At 62.9% G+C, this 15935-nt stretch carries 16 protein-coding genes, 2 tRNA genes and 1 pseudogene; 10 read left to right on the plus strand and 9 right to left on the minus strand.

Annotated elements, in window-relative coordinates; all coding sequences use genetic code 11:
* Window positions 1–10: 10 nt before the first annotated feature.
* The 5 genes from BGO80_RS15390 to BGO80_RS15410 all read right to left on the minus strand — a co-directional run bounded on the left by BGO80_RS15390 (window position 11) and on the right by BGO80_RS15410 (window position 2574).
* Entirely contained in the window at window positions 11–424 is a 414-nt protein-coding gene (locus BGO80_RS15390) for a lysozyme inhibitor LprI family protein (RefSeq protein WP_286722158.1), read from the minus strand.
* Between the two features lie 80 nt (window positions 425–504).
* Window positions 505–1053, minus strand: coding sequence for a hypothetical protein (locus BGO80_RS15395; RefSeq protein ID WP_126149613.1), 549 nt, complete (start codon window positions 1051–1053; stop codon window positions 505–507).
* A 65-nt stretch (window positions 1054–1118) separates the two neighbouring features.
* Complete coding sequence (locus BGO80_RS15400; protein WP_126149713.1) at window positions 1119–1397, minus strand: hypothetical protein; 279 nt, start codon at window positions 1395–1397, stop codon at window positions 1119–1121.
* 94 nt (window positions 1398–1491) lie between these two features.
* The gene (locus tag BGO80_RS15405; RefSeq protein ID WP_286722159.1) at window positions 1492–1893 is read right to left on the minus strand and encodes a TIGR02301 family protein; all 402 of its coding nucleotides are present in this window, start codon (window positions 1891–1893) and stop codon (window positions 1492–1494) included.
* Window positions 1894–2172: 279 nt separating this feature from the next.
* Window positions 2173–2574, minus strand: a complete 402-nt coding sequence (locus tag BGO80_RS15410) for an NUDIX hydrolase (RefSeq protein WP_286722160.1) — start codon at window positions 2572–2574, stop codon at window positions 2173–2175.
* Window positions 2575–2641: 67 nt separating this feature from the next.
* Here BGO80_RS15410 and BGO80_RS15415 point away from each other — a divergent pair, with 67 nt between their 5' ends.
* From BGO80_RS15415 to BGO80_RS15425, 3 genes are all read left to right on the plus strand, one after another.
* Window positions 2642–3370 (plus strand): SOS response-associated peptidase, encoded by a 729-nt coding sequence (locus BGO80_RS15415; protein WP_286722161.1) that lies wholly within the window; start codon window positions 2642–2644, stop codon window positions 3368–3370.
* 170 nt (window positions 3371–3540) lie between these two features.
* Complete coding sequence (locus tag BGO80_RS15420; RefSeq protein ID WP_286722162.1) at window positions 3541–4155, plus strand: HD domain-containing protein; 615 nt, start codon at window positions 3541–3543, stop codon at window positions 4153–4155.
* A 111-nt stretch (window positions 4156–4266) separates the two neighbouring features.
* A complete protein-coding gene (locus BGO80_RS15425) occupies window positions 4267–4716 on the plus strand; it encodes a hypothetical protein (protein ID WP_286722163.1) in 450 nt (149 codons plus the stop codon).
* Window positions 4717–4720: 4 nt separating this feature from the next.
* On the opposite strand, the pseudogene BGO80_RS19480 reads toward BGO80_RS15425, so the two are convergent.
* Window positions 4721–5149, minus strand: a pseudogene (locus BGO80_RS19480) (cell wall hydrolase); the annotation flags it as partial.
* A gap of 1039 nt (window positions 5150–6188) precedes the next feature.
* Here BGO80_RS19480 and BGO80_RS15435 point away from each other — a divergent pair.
* Window positions 6189–7748, plus strand: coding sequence for a methyltransferase regulatory domain-containing protein (locus BGO80_RS15435; RefSeq protein ID WP_286722165.1), 1560 nt, complete (start codon window positions 6189–6191; stop codon window positions 7746–7748).
* Between the two features lie 3 nt (window positions 7749–7751).
* Here BGO80_RS15435 and BGO80_RS15440 read toward each other — a convergent pair whose 3' ends face one another.
* Window positions 7752–8672 (minus strand): MBL fold metallo-hydrolase, encoded by a 921-nt coding sequence (locus BGO80_RS15440; protein WP_286722166.1) that lies wholly within the window; start codon window positions 8670–8672, stop codon window positions 7752–7754.
* Window positions 8673–8765: 93 nt separating this feature from the next.
* On the opposite strand from BGO80_RS15440, the gene BGO80_RS15445 reads away from it, so the two are divergent.
* The 5 genes from BGO80_RS15445 to BGO80_RS15465 all read left to right on the plus strand — a co-directional run bounded on the left by BGO80_RS15445 (window position 8766) and on the right by BGO80_RS15465 (window position 13272).
* Window positions 8766–9380 carry a biotin transporter BioY gene (locus BGO80_RS15445; protein WP_286722167.1) on the plus strand — a complete coding sequence of 205 codons (615 nt, stop codon included), beginning with the start codon at window positions 8766–8768 and terminating at the stop codon, window positions 9378–9380.
* Between the two features lie 192 nt (window positions 9381–9572).
* Window positions 9573–10469, plus strand: a complete 897-nt coding sequence (locus BGO80_RS15450) for an ABC transporter substrate-binding protein (RefSeq protein ID WP_286722168.1) — start codon at window positions 9573–9575, stop codon at window positions 10467–10469.
* Between the two features lie 3 nt (window positions 10470–10472).
* Window positions 10473–11459, plus strand: coding sequence for a FecCD family ABC transporter permease (locus BGO80_RS15455; protein ID WP_286722169.1), 987 nt, complete (start codon window positions 10473–10475; stop codon window positions 11457–11459).
* A 2-nt stretch (window positions 11460–11461) separates the two neighbouring features.
* A complete protein-coding gene (locus BGO80_RS15460) occupies window positions 11462–12463 on the plus strand; it encodes a FecCD family ABC transporter permease (RefSeq protein WP_126149601.1) in 1002 nt (333 codons plus the stop codon).
* Window positions 12460–13272 carry an ABC transporter ATP-binding protein gene (locus BGO80_RS15465; RefSeq protein ID WP_126149600.1) on the plus strand — a complete coding sequence of 271 codons (813 nt, stop codon included), beginning with the start codon at window positions 12460–12462 and terminating at the stop codon, window positions 13270–13272. The genes BGO80_RS15460 and BGO80_RS15465 overlap by 4 nt, the downstream gene beginning before the upstream one ends.
* A 27-nt stretch (window positions 13273–13299) precedes the next feature.
* Here BGO80_RS15465 and BGO80_RS15470 read toward each other — a convergent pair.
* A tRNA-Gln gene (locus tag BGO80_RS15470) sits at window positions 13300–13374 on the minus strand.
* Window positions 13375–13545: 171 nt separating this feature from the next.
* On the opposite strand from BGO80_RS15470, the gene BGO80_RS15475 reads away from it, so the two are divergent.
* Window positions 13546–13622: transfer RNA gene (locus BGO80_RS15475), tRNA-Pro, on the plus strand.
* Between the two features lie 58 nt (window positions 13623–13680).
* On the opposite strand, the gene BGO80_RS15480 is transcribed toward BGO80_RS15475, so the two are convergent.
* A complete protein-coding gene (locus BGO80_RS15480) occupies window positions 13681–15570 on the minus strand; it encodes a DUF4214 domain-containing protein (protein ID WP_286722170.1) in 1890 nt (629 codons plus the stop codon).
* Window positions 15571–15935 lie beyond the last annotated feature (365 nt).

A 15935-nucleotide genomic window follows, 5' to 3' on the forward strand; every position in this document is an offset into this window, starting at 1 on the left:
TGGCTCTAAGCTACCCCTCCACCTCCTCGGTGGCGCGCTGGTCCAGCTTTTCCTGCATGCAATACGAATAGACCATCGGTCGCATGCTGCCGCCCTCGGCTTCCTCGTCGGCAGCGGCGTTGCATTCACCTTCCGCCTCGCTGCGCCAGGCAGCAATTTCATCGAGATAGGCCTTGGTCTCGGTCTTGCTCATGCCTTCGGCATTGTCTTGCACGATCTTTTCCAGGTTCATGTCCGCTTCGACGAAATCGTAGAACGCGCACAGATTCATCGCCATCTGCGTGGTCTCGCAATCGGCCAGGATATCCTCGAGCTCGCCCACCGGCACGTGGCTGCGCGCGGAAAGCTCGTCGAGCACATCGTCGGCCTGGCCTGGGCTGATCAGCAAAAGCATCGGCAGGACGAAAAGATAGCGTTTCAGCATGAGGCTCTCCTTTGAGTTGGTACCATTCTACATCGGGGCGTTGGGCGAGAAAACGCCCGCATTCCCGATGGGGCAGGGGCTCAATCCCCGGCCACGAAAGCCGACCATTCCCCGCTCTCGCTGATATGGAGACGCCAGTAATACCAGCCTCCGAATTGCTTGAGCTCCTCTATGCCCTCGCTGTCGATCAGCCGATAGGCGTCCACCGTCTGCTCGGCGGTCAGGTTGTTGGGATCGAGTTCGGAGAGATAGGGCCAGATGTAATAGGTCTCCCCGCCACTATCGGGATAATAGGCATAAGGCTGGTCGAACAGGTCCAGCATCAGCCCCAATATCTGCCTGCCCTCGTCATCCTCCGACACGTCCTTGAGAAAGGCCACCGGGTCGTCGGGCGCGCCGAAGCTGACATTGGGCCGGGATTTCTGAGCGTCGATGATGGGGCGCAGCGCCTCGATGTCGCCGCTCCGGGCCGCTTCGATCAGCGCCGCGCGCTTTTCCTGCACCGCTGGGGGCAGGGCCGAGATATCGCTGCTGATCTGGGGTTCCGGCCAGTCCCATTCCGCCGCCTCCTGCGCCAGGACCGGCGTCGACAACAGCATGGCGGTGCACAACAGTGGGGCAAGGCGCATGGATCGGTCTCCCTTTTGCGAGGAAGCCTAGGATCACTCCGTGCCCTCACTAAGGCAAGGCAGGCCTATTGCAGGATCCGCTCGAGATTGTACTCGCCGTTGCGGATACGGTCAGGCAATTGCGCCACCAGGTCCGCGGTGGCCTCGTCGCCATGCATGCGCACAAAGGTGGCCAAGGCAGCGAACAGCGACGCATGGGCCAGCGAGGCGCTTTCTAGCCCGTCTTCTTCGGCCGAATTCCAGGCTTCGGCCAGATATTCGAGCGCCAGCTGGCGTTCGGCCTGGCTGCGGTCAAACGGGCCTTGACCCGACGATGCGGAAAATAAGGACTTGGTCGTGCTCATCATGGCGGCATAGCACGCCACGAACCACGCCGCGCGTGAGAAGTAACCCGAAGGTTAACGCCCGGTAGGCAATTCTACCGACCGGGCCCCGCGCCTATTCGGCAAAACGCGTGTGGATTTCCCGCGCCAGCTTTTGCGCTTCGCCGAGCAGCCGCCGCAACGCTTCCCGCGAAGCCGGCGTACACTGGTGATGGAAACGGGCAAAAGCCTCATAGCCGGAATTGAACGCCCCGGCCAAACGCTGCCGCCGATCTTCATCCGGCTCATCCAGCGCGATCAGATCCGCCATCTGTGCCCGCCAGTCCTCGGTCCCCGCCTTGCATAGTGGCTGCAGGAAATAGAGGCTCCCCATGATCTCCGACAACCGCTCCATCTGCCGCTGATAGGGCGGGTCGATGGCGAGGGCAGGGGCGGCGAGCGGTAGCAGCAGCAGGATGGCAAATAGTGGATACAGGACGCGCTTTCCCCAAGCAGCCGCGCGCTTTGCGACCTTCAATACGGCAATGTCTAGGGCAGGCTTATCAATAACCGATGTCAGCGCTCTTTCTCCTCCCTCCCCCTTGAGGGGAGGGATTGAGGGTGGGGGTGCTGAACCTTCCCCGAATCCGTTCGGAAATGGGAGTTTTCCAAGCCTGCAGAACCGCCACCCCAGGGGGGGATGGGAGCCCGAGACCGCAGTGATGCCAGCAACACCGTCATCAAGACCATCGGGGTGCGAGGAGCACACAGTGGGGTTGGGGATTTGCTGATGCACGGGCAACCTCATCCGCCTCCCTTACCAGCTCTGCCCCAGAACGGAGAAGCATTCCCGGATCACATCGTCGAGCCGCGAGGTGGTGCGCAGGGCCAGCAGCATGCCCGGATCGGCCCATTTATAGTCCGAGATCTCGTTGCTGGGCCGTATGGTGCCGACATAGTCGGTTGTAGTGAACACGGCCAGCCGGTAGGTGCCGTCGCGGCCGAGTTCCTGGGTGGTGACATGGCGCGGATTGCGCACGGTCAGGCCCAGTTCCTCCTGCACTTCGCGGATGGCGCATTGCTCGATGGTCTCGCCATCATCCATCCGGCCGCCGGGGAAGGTCCACAAATTCTGATACGGCGCGAAGGCACGCTTGATCAGCAGGATCTTGCCATGGCGAACGATGCCGACGCTGGCGGCGTTAGGAAGATCTGTCATAGCCCTTGGGTTGGTTTGCGATTCGTTTCCGATGAGCTTATCTCCCAACAGGTGAAGGAGACATGCCATGTGTGGGCGTTATGCCTCGACTTTGCCGCCCGAAATGATGGTGGAACTGTTCAAGCTCATCAAAGGGCTCGATATCATCCCGCGCTTCAATATCGCGCCCACTCAGCCCATTGTCGCCATCTGGGAAGCCCAGGGCCAGCGCGAGGCACATTTTGCCCGCTGGGGACTGGTCCCCGGCTGGGTCAAGGACCCGCGCGAGTTTCCGCTGCTGGTCAATGCGCGTGCCGAAAGCATGGCTGAGAAACCGGCCTTTCGCGATCCACTCAAGCATGGCCGCTGCATCGTCCCGGCCAGCGGCTACTATGAATGGCACACTGGGCCCGACAAGAAGAAACAGCCTTATTACATTACCCGCGCCGATGGGCAGCCCATGGCGCTGGCCGGCCTCTATGCCACCTGGTCCGGTCCCAATGGCGAGGAGATCGACAGCGTCGCTACCATTACGGTGGCGGCCAATGCACAACTGTCGGAAATCCACGATCGCATGCCGGCCATTCTCATGGATCGGCAGCAGCAGGACGAGTGGCTCAATGTGCGCGAGGTCCGCGCCGCCGAAGCCGCGCAAATGGCCCTGCCGCTCGAAGAAGGTGTGCTCAAATTCCATCCGGTCTCCACGCGCGTCAATTCCGCCCGCGACGACGACGCCGGATTGATCGAACCCATCACCCTCGAAAAACCCGCCCCAGTGCTCAAAAAAGCCGCCGGGGGCCAGCTGGATCTCTTTTAGTCCGCCCGCGCGGAAACATACCCGCTTGCACAGTGCCGCCCTCGGATTTGATCGGAGGGTCTTATGACCCATGCCCTGCGGGCAATTTACCCTCCGTCACACAGCCATCATTCTCGAATCGGCTGTCTCTGCTAGTCTTCCGGCAACAGTCCGCAAACGCGATCTCGCTCATGTCCCGCAACAGTTCCCGTGCCTGGCAGCGTATGCTGTCCGGTCGCCGCCTCGATATTCTCGATCCCTCGCCCGTCGATGTCGAACTCTCCGACATTGCGCATGGCCTGGCCCGCGTGGCCCGCTGGAACGGCCAGACGCAGGGCGATTATCCCTTTTCGGTGGCGCAGCATTCGGTGCTGGTGTTCGAGCTGTTCCGCCAGGCCAATCCGGATGCCTCGGCTGCCGCGCTGTTGCAGGCGCTCCTGCATGACGCCCCCGAATATGTCATGGGCGACATCATCTCGCCCTTCAAGGCGGCGATGGGCGGCAATTACAAGGACGTCGAAAACCGCCTGCTTTCGGCAATCTTCCTGCGCTTTTCGCTGCCCGCCACCATGAGCGTGGCCCTCACCAAGCAGGTCAAGAAGGCTGATCGGGAAGCCGCCTATTTCGAGGCTACCCATCTGGCTGGCTTCGATCCCGACGAGGCGCGCAAGTTTTTCGGCGAACCCAACCAGCCTGCCTTCGACGTCGAGGCTTTCGATCGTCTCATCCGGCCCTGGCCGACCCAGCAGGCCCATGCCCGCTTCGTCGAAGTCTTCGAAACTGCCGCCGCGACGCTCCTCGGCTGATCGTCTGGCAAATTAACCTTAACGAAAGATAAAATTCGCCTGATCTGCTGCCATATGGTTACTGATTGGTTAAGGCGTCATGCCGCCTTGGATCAAATCGGGACAATAGCCATGAACCTGCCGCACCGTCTTGTCGCCCTGAGCCTGCTTTCGGGCCTGCTCTGCGCCACCGCTGCCCCGATCATGGCCGATGAAATGCCGTCCGGCTTCGATACCAGCCGTCTCGTCAAGTTCGCGGACCGCGACTACCTGGTCGACTATGAGGATTGGGTCTCGACCGAGCCGCTGAGCACCAGCCGCATCAAGAAGGTCGAGGGGGGCAGGGTGAGCTATGTCACCATCACCCAGACCGCCACCGGCACTTACTCCACCGACGGCATGACCTCGCCGCATGTGCTATATCCCGGCATTGCCGTCGAGGCGGTCACCGCCCAGCCCAACCGCGTCGCGGTGCTGAGCTATGGCGGCAATTCCTTTGTCTATCTGCGCAACCGGGGCACGACCATTGTCAGCACCCCGGCACGCACCTGCATCTCCACCGCCAGCTTCACCTATTGCTGAGGCGTCAGCCGAACAACCAGCCGGGCTTGAACTTGTAGAAGACATGCAGGCCGATCTGGGTCACCTTGGTCATGCGCGGCGCCCAGGCGGGGCGAACATAGGTGGCGTGGTAGTGCGTCGCATCGCCCACTTCGGTCAGGTAAAGCTCGCCGCTGGTTGTCTTCTTGGCGATTTCCTCAGCCTGTTCCCAAGGCTTGCGCTCGGTCACCACATCGGCAATGCCGTCGCAGGCAAAGGAGAACTGGCAGGCATTGCGGCGGTGCTGGTTCTGGAACACGACGCCGCAGATGGTGTTGGGATAACGGTGATCCTTGACCCTGTTCAGCACCACCTGCGCCACCCCGACCTGGCCGCGATAGGTCTCGCCGCGCGCTTCGAAATAGATGGCGGTGGCGAGGCACCACAATTCCTTGTCCGATGCCGCAGTGATGGGGCCGCTGTCGAATGCGCCGGTCACCGGGGCATTGGCGCGGGCATAGGCCAATTGCTCGGAGGCGATGGCCGGCATGGGCATGCCCTGCGGCGTTCCGAAAGCGGGCGGTGCGCCGAGCGAGGCCATTTGCGGGGCAATGCCGGCAATGGCGTCCAGAGCTGCAGCAGTCGAGGGATCGATCGAGGCCACCGACATGCGCGGACCGTCCTGGCTGCCCTGAACTGTGGCCGGCGTGTCGAGATCGGCTATGCGCGTCTGGCCGAGATCGGTGGGATCAAGCGGCGTGCCGCGCAGCGCCGCGATCTGAATGCGCGCTTCCTCGAAGCTGCGCGAAATTGCCAAGGCATCCACTTCAGGCCGAAAACGGTCGGTTTTGGCAGCGCGGTTGGGACCGGTGAAGCTGGCCGTTTCGAAAAGATGGTCGACCGACCCGGTAATCACCGGATCAACGCCGAAATAGCTCAGGCTCGCCACTTCCGCCGGCGTGGCGGGCGTGCCGATGCCGACATCCGCGGCAAGTTCCGTCCCCGGCCCAAAGGCGCCGGTTGCAAGACCGATATAGGAGAGGGAAAGCGCCAAGCCTGCCACCACCACACGGGCGGCAGGAACAAGAAGGCGGACCGCTCTAGCCGGGCGCGAACGCACCACCGGCTGGTGGGACTGGGCCATAAACTCTACTCAACGCTACTAACACAACTCAAAGCCGACAAATGTGACGCTCAAATGCCGCTGATCCGGATCATCTCTCATTAGGGTTAGCAGGGAGTAAATCGCCAACAAGCCCACCCCAAGGCGCCCCTGTGGCGCCAAAGGGGCAGTGTGCGGTCTGACAGCATCGTGATCGGCGGTGTTAGGTTTTCGCGGACGGCAGACCGTATTCGCATGACGGTCTTCGGGACGCCGGCGCCTGGCGCAAGTCCATCTCCTGCGGCCTTGCCCTCCGGTCACAATTCTTCTCGCCTGGCATATTCGAGGTCATTTTTCTTTGCACGCTGCGGATCGATATGGTCAAAAAGTTGCCGGATGCACGGAGAAACAAATGTTCGACTGGACTTCGGGTTATGTGGCCGAGCTTGGCTATACCTATGGCTTTTACCGCGAACTCACCCCGCAAATCCTGCAATTCAGCGGCCTGACCAAAGGCGTCTCCACCTCGAAATCATCGCGCGAGCGCCTCGCATTTTGCGAATTGGGCTGCGGGCAGGGCTTCTCCACCAATCTCTTGGCAGCGGCCAATCCGGAGATCGATTTTTACGCCACCGACTTCAATCCCGCGCAAATTGCGGGCGCCCGCCAACTGGCGGATCAGGCCGGAACGGAGAATGTGCATTTTTTCGACGACAGTTTCGCCCAGTTCGAGGCGCGCACCGACCTACCGCAGTTCGACATCATTGCCTTGCACGGCATCTATAGCTGGATCGCGGCCGAGCACCGCGACACCATCGTCCGCTTCATCGACAAGCGGCTGAAGCCGGGTGGCCTCGTCTACATTTCCTACAATTGCCTGCCGGGCTGGGCTGGACCGTCGCCGGTCCGCCAGTTGATGCTGCTCGCCGGTGGCGCCGCTCCCGGCCATATGCTGCAGAAGATCGATGCCGGCCTCGCCTTCATCGACCGCATGAAAGCGGCCAATGCCCGCTACTTTGCCACAGTGCCCGGCATCACCGAACGCATCGAGCGCATCAAGGCGCAGAACCGCAACTATCTCGCGCATGAATATATGAACGCGGATTGGACGCTGTTCTACCATTCCGACGTTGCGCGCGAGCTGTCGCATGCCCGCCTGTCCTATCTGGGCTCGGCGCATCTGCTCGACCATGTCGACGCCGTCAATCTCACCGCCGACCAGCAGGCCATTCTCAACGAAACAGCCGACCCCGTGCTGCGCGAAACCTATCGCGACTACATGATCAACCAGCAGTTCCGCCGCGATATCTTTGCCCGCGGCAGCGTCGCCCTTTCGGCGGGCGAGGCACAGGCGATCTGGCTCGAAACCCGCTTTGCCCTGTCCTCCCCGCGCAGCGAGATAACCATGAAGGTCAATGGCGCCTTGGGTGAAGCCAATCTCCAGGAAGAGGTCTATGCACCGATTGTGGAGGCTTTCGCGCGGCCAGTGGAGGCGGGCCGGTCTGCAGCCATCAGCCTCAGGCAAGTGCTGGCCGACAATCCGAACCTGGGCGAACTGGGCTGGGGCCGCATACAACAGGCAATCCTCGTTCTCGTCGGTGCCGGCCACCTGCAGCCCTGTCCCCATGGCAATGCGGACGACGATGCTGCATGGGCCGAGTCGGCGACCCGCTTCAATCGCGTGGTGCTCGAAAAGGCGCGTTACAGCGCCGATCTTGGTTATCTCGCCACCCCGACGACCGGCGGCGGCATCACCGTCGATCGCTTCCAGCAATTGTTCCTTCTGGCCCAACTGAGCAATGAAGCCGATCCGGCGGCCTTCGCCTGGCGCATGCTGGATGCGCAGGGGCAACGCCTCCTCAAGGACGGCTCCATGCTGCAAACCGCCGAGGAAAACATCAGTGAGCTGCGTCAGCGTCACGCCGCATTCGAAGCGCGCCTGCCGATCTTCCGCGCCCTCGGTATCGTCTGAAACTCAGCGCGGCAGGGAAAGTCGCGTGCCGAACAGCCGGCGGTGCACCGTTAAATCGCCGCTGGCTTCGAGATATTCGATATGGGCGGTGATGGTCAGGCGGGCGGCGAAGCGCACCTTCGCTGGCTGCTGGGGGTAGATGCGGTCGACCACCTGGCCGATGCGGCGGGCACCGTCCCGCACCGCCGCGATCACCTGGCTATTGCGCAGCCGCCGATGCGCCTTGAGGGCGCTGGCATGGGTCGGCCCATCGGCGATGGCACCACCATGACCGGGCAGATAGCGGCGATAGGGCAGGGCGATCAGCCTGTCCAGCGAGGCGAAATAGTCCGCCATCGACCCGTCCGGCACTGAAACCAGCGTCGAATTCCATCCCATGACATGGTCGCCCGACAGCAGCATCGCAGTGCCGGCAATGCCGAATGCCAGATGGTTGGCGCAATGGCCGGGCGTCGCATGCACCGTCACGGCCATGTCGCCCGCGGCGATATTCTCGCCGTCCACCAGGGTACGATCCGGCACCAGGTCCCAGTTACATGATCTGCCGATGGGATTGAGCTCGAATCGCCGCAGCGGTCGCGATAACCGATGTGGGCCGCCGAACCATAGTGGGGCGGCCAGCTCCTTTGCCCAAGCCGCTGCCGAGGCGCTGTGGTCGCGATGCGTGTGGGTGAGCAGAATGGCCGAAACCGGCCTGCCGCTAATGGCGGCGCGCAAGGCCGCGGCATGCGCTGCATCAGCCGGCCCCGGATCGACCAGTGCCAACCGCTCATGTCCAAGCAGAAAGCTGTTGGTGCCGGTAAAGGTATAGGCCGAAGCATTGGGCGCCGTGACCCGCACCACGCCGGGCGATTCGCTTACCGGCATGCCGGTATCCGGACGAAAGTCGGTGCTGAAGCGGGGGGCGGAAAGTGGGCTGGCCATTGCGCGGTCATGAACGAGAAAGTAAGAAGCAGGGGAGTGAACCGCGCGATGCTCTCATGGGCGGGCGGTTCTACCTAGCATGGAAGGTATGAAATGGCAGTGACTTTGACCACGCCCAACACGCTGCTCGGCGTGTTCCAGCCCAAGGGCAATGTTGCCAAGCTGGCGACCAATCTGGCCACCGTCGTCCTCGGGACCCTGTTGATCACGGCAGCCGCCAAGGTCAATGTCCCGGTCTGGCCCGTTCCGGTGACCCTGCAGTCCTTTGCCATTGCCGCGCTTGCCGCTGCCTTTGGCATGCGCATTGCCACCGCCACTGTCGCCCTTTACCTGCTCGAAGGTGCCATGGGCCTGCCCGTATTCGCCACTGGCGGCGGCATGGCTTACCTCGTCGGCCCCACCGGCGGCTTCCTCATCGGCTTCCTGGCCATGGCCGCCATTATCGGCGCCGCTGTCGACCGTGGTGCGTCTTCGCGTCCGGCCGTGCTGTTCGCCTCGATGCTCGTCGGCGGTAGCGTCATGTTTGCCTTTGGTTTCGCCTGGCTCGTGGCCATGGCCGGTCAGGCCCAGTGGGTCGATCAGGCCAATGTCGTGGGCTCGGCCTTCGCCAAGGCCGTCCAGCCCTTCATCGTCTGGGACATCCTCAAGATGGCCTTCGCGACCCTTACCGTCACCGGTGCCTGGAAGCTGTTTGGCGCCAAGCGCTAAGGGTTTTCCGACTGACACGAGTTCTATGAGGGCCGGTGGCAGCACCGGCCCTTTTTATGCCCTGATTGGTCCTGTGCAATGCGCGTTGACGGCCGTTCCGCCGTCTGTTAGCTCCTAAACAGGACAATTATGGTCAGGTTAAATCTCATGGGGCTCTCTCTCCTCCGTCAATCCGCGTCTATGGGGCTTGCCTTGCTCCTCGCCTGCGCGCCGCTGGCGCCGGCCATGGCACAGGTTGCCGAAATTCTCGACACCACGGCCACGGCCCGCATCGTAAAGGACGCGCGCGGCGAAGTGGAAGTGCCGCTTGAGCCGCATCGCATCGTGGCGCTGCACAACATGTTCTCCGAAGCGCTTGTTGCCATGGGGCTTGCTCCCGTTGGTGCCGTGGCGCGGGTGAACGGCATGCCCGGTCAGCTGCAGGATGCGCTCAAGGATACCCAGCCGGTTGGCGACCAGTCCGCCCCCGATTTCGAGGCCATTCTCGGCCTCGAGCCCGACCTTATCCTCGCCCAGGCCGACAAGATCGGTGACAATTACGAGCTGCTGAGCGCCATCGCGCCCACCTTGCTGCTCGACGAACCCGAGGGGCCGTGGCGTGAGTGGCTGCATGGCCTAGGCGAGGCGCTTGGCCATGCCGAACAGGCCGATGCCGCCATCGCCGCCTACGATGCCCGCGCCGCCGAGGTGAAGGCGGAAGTCACAGCCCTTCACCCCAACGAAACCGTGCTGCTGCTGCGCGTGCGCGAAAAGGATATTCGCGTCTATGGTGGCTCGCGCCGGTCTGGCCCCGTGCTCTACCAGGACTTGGGGCTGACCCCGCATCCGCTAGTGCCGCTCGAGGTCGAGCACGAGACCGTCTCCAACGAGATCATTCCGCAGCTGACCGCCGACCACATCTTCCTCATGGTCGAGGACGAGGCGAAGATGTCGGGCATTGAAGCCACTGCGCTCTGGCAGGGACTGCCGGCGGTCAAGGCCGGCCACGTCTATCGCGTCGATATCCAGCCCTGGAACCAATCGACCGGCCCGATCAGCTTCGGCCGCATCGTCGAGGATGTCGCTGACCATATGGGCAAGGCGGACTGATTTTTGCGCGCTAGCCTCGTTCTGGGCGCTGCCGCAATCTGCCTGCTCGTGGCCATTGTGGGATCGATCTCTGCCGGTGCGGCGGAGATCGATCCTTTCACCATCTGGCAGGCCATGGTCCAGTTCGACCCGACCCAGCCCAACCAACTGGTTATCCAGGAATTCCGCCTGCCGCGTGTGCTCGCATCGGCAGCGGTGGGCGCGTGCCTGGGCGTCGCGGGTGCCGTCATGCAAGGCATGACCCGAAATCCCCTGGCCAGCCCCTCCCTGATGGGCCTCAATGCCGGCGCAGGTTTCATGCTGGTCATCGGCATGGTGCTCCTTCCTTGGCTCGATTTCACCGGCCTCATCGTTCTCAGCTTTCTCGGTGCTGGCCTCGGTGCGGCCCTCGTCTTCGGTCTCGGCGCGCTGCAGCGTGGCGGCCTGACACCCGTTCGCCTGGCGCTGGCCGGTGCCGCCGTTTCGGCGCTGCTCGGCGCCTTGACCACTGGCATCGTCATCGTCACCGGTATCGCCCAGGACGTGCTCTTCTACACAGCCGGCGGCGTGCAGGGCATTCGCTGGCCCCACCTGCTGCTGGCGCTGCCCTGGATGGGGGCGGGGCTCGTGCTGGCGCTGCTGCTCTCGCGCGGCATTTCGCTTTTGAGCCTGGGCCAGGATGTCGCCACCGGCCTTGGGCAGCGCACCGGCCTGGTGCGCGCCGGCGGCATTCTCGCCACGCTGTTCCTCGCCGGCAGCGCCGTGGCGGTGGCAGGCGGCGTCGGCTTTGTCGGCCTGGTCATCCCGCATTTCTCCCGCTTTCTCGTTGGCCTCGACTATCGCTGGATCATTCCCTGCTCGGCCCTATGCGGGGCCTGCCTCTTGGTGGTGGCCGATTTCGTGGCCCGCATGGTCAATCCGCCGTTCGAAACCCCGCTCGGACTGATCACTGCCCTGATCGGCGTGCCGTTTTTTCTGTGGCTGGTCCGCCGCGACGAAAGGGGCATGTAGCCATGGCCATCCGCTTCCTACTGCTGGCCGGCCTGCTCGCCATTGCCGCACTGGTCAGCCTCAATCTCGGTTCCTTCGCCATCAGCCCGTCAGATCTCATGGCGACCATATTGGGGCAGGGCACCCCCAAGCAGGAACTGGCGCTTTACGCCATTCGCCTGCCGCGCCTCGTCATGGCCATGCTGGTCGGCGCCGGTCTCGCCCTTTCCGGCGCCATCCTGCAGGGCGTGTCCCGCAACGGCCTCGCCGATCCGGGCATTTTGGGGCTCAATTCCGGCGCCGGGCTCACCATCGTCGCGCTGCTCTACCTGCATCAGCAAGCCATTCTCGATGTGCCCGGGATAGTCTGGCCGGCGGTCGCCTTTGTCGGCGCCATGATCGGCGCCATCAGCATCTACCTATTGGCGCAGCGCCGCGGTCAGGTGGATCCGGCCCGCATGCTTCTGGCCGGCATCGCCATCAATGCCGGCTTCTCCGCCGCCATGCTGGTCCTCTCCATGCGGCTCGACCGTCGGGTCTATGATGCTGCCGCCGTCTGGCTGGCCGGCAGCCTGTCGGGCTCCAAATGGGCCGATGTCATGGCAATCCTGCCCTGGTTTATCCTGCTGGTTCCCATGCTCATCGCCCTTGTCCGTTCACTCGACATTCTCGGCGTCGGCGACGAGGCTGCCACGGGCGTCGGTGTGCGGGTCGAGGCGTCGCGGCTGGCGCTGCTGGCCATCGCCGTGGCCTTTGCCGGCGCCGCCGTGGCGCTGGCCGGGGCCATCGGCTTTGTCGGACTGCTCGGTCCGCACATCGCGCGGCTGATGGTGGGCCCCCGTCACCATGCCCTCTTGCCCGCGGCAGCCCTGGTCGGCGCCACGCTGGTGGTCATCGCCGATCTCATCGGCCGCACCCTGCTCGCGCCCATCGAAATCCCCGTCGGCGTCGTCGTCGCGGTGATCGGCGCGCCCTATTTTCTTTACCTGCTCGTCAGGTCCAACCAGCGGGCGCTTTCAGCATGATCCTGCAGACCCACAATCTCGGCTTCGCCTATGGCGAGGGTACGGTGCTCGAAGGCCTCGATCTCGAAATCCCCGAGGGCCGCATCACCGCCCTGGTCGGTCCTAATGGTTCGGGCAAGAGCACCATCCTCAAGAACCTGGCCCGCATTCTCAAGCCCAGCCATGGCGCGGTCTATCTCGACCGTCACGCCCTCGCCGACCTCTCCACCAAGGCCATAGCCCGCCGCATGGCCGTGCTGCCGCAGAGCCCCGAGGCCCCGGCCGGCCTTCTGGTGCGCGAGCTGGTCGGCTATGGCCGCTTCCCTTGGCAAAAGCCGCTCGCCGCCATGAGCGCCGAGGATCGCGCCGCCATCGATACCGCGCTCCGCCTCACCGGCCTCACTGCCTTCGCCAATCGACCGGTCGGTACGCTCTCGGGCGGCCAGCGGCAGCGGGTGTGGATTGCCATGGCGCTCGCCCAGACCAGCCCGGTGCTGCTGCTCGACGAGCCCACCACCTTCCTAGACATGGCCCACCAGCTCGAAGTGCTGAACCTGCTCGAGCGGCTCAATCGGGAGGAAGGGCGCACCATCGTCATGGTAGTGCACGACATCAATCACGCCCTGCGCTTCGCCCATCATGTGATCCTGGTGCGCGCCGGCAAGATCATGAGTGCCGGCGATCCCGAGACCGTGTTGACGCCCCAGACCCTCGCGGCCGCCTTCGGTATCCTCGCCGACATGCTCCGCGACCCGCGCAGCGGCAAGCTCCTCTGCGTACCCTATGGCCTCGCCGCGGCCCAGCACGACGCCGCACGCGCGCCGGCGTGAGTCCAAAATGCTGAAATCAAGGGAAAATGGCTGGGGTGCTAGGATTCGAACCTAGGAATGCCGGTACCAAAAACCGGTGCCTTACCACTTGGCGACACCCCAACTGGCGCGGTTCCTACACGGTTTGCCCGTGCTTCGCAACACGGTGAAACAGCGGTAGAAAACTATGTCGGAACAGCTTGAACACAGCAAGCCTCGCAGTTATAAAGCCGCCAATCGCGATGACGTCGCGGCGCCCCGACGCCGGCTTACGACCCTCTCGATGAATCCTGACGGAGTATAGCGCAGCCTGGTAGCGCACCTGCTTCGGGAGCAGGGGGTCGAGTGTTCGAATCACTCTACTCCGACCAATCAACCCCGGTCTCGCGAGAGGCCGGGGTTTTTGTTTGTCCTTGGGGCGATAAAACCCTACGCCCAGAGCTCGGCCCACTGGCTCTGCGATACCGCGACCAAGCCAGTCTCGTTTCCTGCTGGCGCAAACACGTCATTGCGGTGCTCCTGGCTGAGCGCAAATGCCACCAGCAGGTCCTGGCGCGATGCGCCCAAAGAGAGCTGATCCTGCCAGTACTGCACACCCTCGGCGTCGCCATCGCGGCCCAGGATGTTGTGATAGAGCGCCTGGACAAAGTCCCCGTTGGCTGTGCTGTCCGCCGCACCAAAGCGCTCCGCGAAACCCGCATCGGTTGTCAGTTCGGTCGCGAGGCTGGCCAGGTCCTGACCCTGGTCGAATTCGGAGGTCCAGAAATTGAGACTCTCGTTGCTTGGACCAAACCCAAGTCCGGCGCGATAGAGCAGGATCACGTCGTCTGCCATCGCGTGGTTGCTCTCCGGCACGATTGCCCCGATCAGCGAGAAAATGCCGTCGCGAACCGCCAGGAATTCCAGGCTGCTGGCAATGACCGAGCCGCCCTCATAGAGGATGCTGACAAGATCGTTGGCGTCGAAGGAAATGGTGAGCATATCGAGCACGAAGTCGAGCACGAGCGTGTCATAGCCCTCGCCGCCCTCGATGGTATTGCTGCCCAGGCCCGGAACGAAGATGTCATTGCCGGTGCCGCCGAGAAGAATATCGTTGCCGGCCTTGGCCGGTGCCGGGGGCAGGGTCGCAGTGATGAAATCGGCGATGTCGAGGCCGACAAGCATGAGCTCGCCCCCGATGCTGTCGCCCACCAGAATATTGCGACCGACCACACCCTCGAGCACATCGTTCCCGGCACCGCCGATCAGCACATTGTCGGCAATATTGCCGCTGATCCTGTCATCGCCGGCACCGCCGATGGCGTTCTCGATCAGCGCCAGCGGATTGTCCTCATGCAGCATGGCCACGGCCACATTACCCGGAGCCATCTGCCCGTTTCCAAGATTCGCCAGCTGTTTGTTGCCAAAATTGGTCCAGCCACCCGGGCTGAGATCGACGCTCAGGTTGGTGGCATGGTTGGACAGATCGAACGTATCGCGCCCGCCACCGTCCCAAACGGTCTCGAACACCTTGTTGGCGCCCGGCTTGCCTTGGCCAATGCCATCGATGAATTTTTCGCCCGTCGTCTCGCTCCAGCGATAGACGGTGTCCTCGGCGCGCGTCTGGTAATTGGCGCCGTACAGATGTTGCAGCGCCGCGATATCGCGCGCCATCGGCGTCTGTGCATAGCCGAATTTCTCGTTGCTATAGCCATTGGAAATCGCCTGGCCCTCATAGGAGCGATAGCTCATCACCGACCACGCCATGGCATCCACCGGCGATGCAACTTCGACGGCAGTGGTGAGAGGTGTGGTCGTGCTCTGGCCGTGCAGGGTGCCGGCGCAGCAGGGGCAGAGCCCGCCATCTGGCGTCCCGCCGGCCTGCTTGGCCGCGGCTTCATGGGGGTGGCTCAGTCCCAGGGCATGGCCGATTTCATGCATGATGGTGAAGTGGGCATAGTTGCCCTTCTCGGGTGCGGCCAGATATTTCGTGCCGAGCCAGACATCACCACCTTGTGCCATTGCTGATGGCGTATAGGCCCAGGCCGTCGATGGCATGCTGGAAACGCCGATGCGGATCTCCGCATTGTTCGCAGTCGTCTGGATGATGTCGAGGTCAATCAACTCCCCCCACATCTTCATGGCGTCGAGGGTGGCCTTCTGCTGCGCAATGTTGAGCGCTGCAAAGCTTGCGCTCTCGCCGCGTCCATATTTGGCCCCATAAACAGAGGCCGAATACGAAAAGCCGAAGCTTACGCTGTCGCTGGTCCACTTCCGGGAGCCAAGCAGGTCGTCGACATATTTGTCACCGGAAGACGTCGTCAGAGTAATCGTCGACATGTCTGCGCCAATCCCAGGATGCGTTGTGGGTTGACTGCAGTGCTAGAGACCAGACTTTCAGGCTCCGTTGGAAAATGGCTTCAAATTGTCACTATGCAAGAAAGCACTTGCTAACCATGGTCGGGGCTATCATTGAAATTGCTGCATAATTTTGCGCAGGCGATGGCGGTAATTCGTTTACCCTGCGCTGAAATCCGCGCCGGCTTGGAGGCGTGAGGTGTGCTCGGATATGGTCTGGCGAATACCCGATACGCTTCGCGTCAGTACACGCGAGGCGCGGGCTATCGCATATATGTTTGAGTCCTGATCCCACACGAGCGGAAGCGCGACTTGGCGCGTCGTATCGCACGGCGTTGCACATCCAC

The organism is Devosia sp. 63-57, assembly GCF_001899045.1.
In the GTDB taxonomy this organism is placed as follows: domain Bacteria; phylum Pseudomonadota; class Alphaproteobacteria; order Rhizobiales; family Devosiaceae; genus Devosia; species Devosia equisanguinis.

Bases quoted from the DNA above. Each gene is read 5' to 3' on its own strand.
- BGO80_RS15390 (WP_286722158.1), bottom strand. From the start codon at position 424: ATGCTGAAACGCTATCTTTTCGTCCTGCCGATGCTTTTGCTGATCAGC.
- BGO80_RS15395 (WP_126149613.1), bottom strand. From the start codon at position 1,053: ATGCGCCTTGCCCCACTGTTGTGCACCGCCATGCTGTTGTCGACGCCG.
- BGO80_RS15400 (WP_126149713.1), bottom strand. From the start codon at position 1,397: ATGAGCACGACCAAGTCCTTATTTTCCGCATCGTCGGGTCAAGGCCCG.
- BGO80_RS15410 (WP_286722160.1), bottom strand. From the start codon at position 2,574: ATGACAGATCTTCCTAACGCCGCCAGCGTCGGCATCGTTCGCCATGGC.
- BGO80_RS15415 (WP_286722161.1), top strand. From the start codon at position 2,642: ATGTGTGGGCGTTATGCCTCGACTTTGCCGCCCGAAATGATGGTGGAA.
- BGO80_RS15420 (WP_286722162.1), top strand. From the start codon at position 3,541: ATGTCCCGCAACAGTTCCCGTGCCTGGCAGCGTATGCTGTCCGGTCGC.
- BGO80_RS15425 (WP_286722163.1), top strand. From the start codon at position 4,267: ATGAACCTGCCGCACCGTCTTGTCGCCCTGAGCCTGCTTTCGGGCCTG.
- BGO80_RS15435 (WP_286722165.1), top strand. From the start codon at position 6,189: ATGTTCGACTGGACTTCGGGTTATGTGGCCGAGCTTGGCTATACCTAT.
- BGO80_RS15440 (WP_286722166.1), bottom strand. From the start codon at position 8,672: ATGGCCAGCCCACTTTCCGCCCCCCGCTTCAGCACCGACTTTCGTCCG.
- BGO80_RS15445 (WP_286722167.1), top strand. From the start codon at position 8,766: ATGGCAGTGACTTTGACCACGCCCAACACGCTGCTCGGCGTGTTCCAG.
- BGO80_RS15460 (WP_126149601.1), top strand. From the start codon at position 11,462: ATGGCCATCCGCTTCCTACTGCTGGCCGGCCTGCTCGCCATTGCCGCA.
- BGO80_RS15465 (WP_126149600.1), top strand. From the start codon at position 12,460: ATGATCCTGCAGACCCACAATCTCGGCTTCGCCTATGGCGAGGGTACG.
- BGO80_RS15480 (WP_286722170.1), bottom strand. From the start codon at position 15,570: ATGTCGACGATTACTCTGACGACGTCTTCCGGTGACAAATATGTCGAC.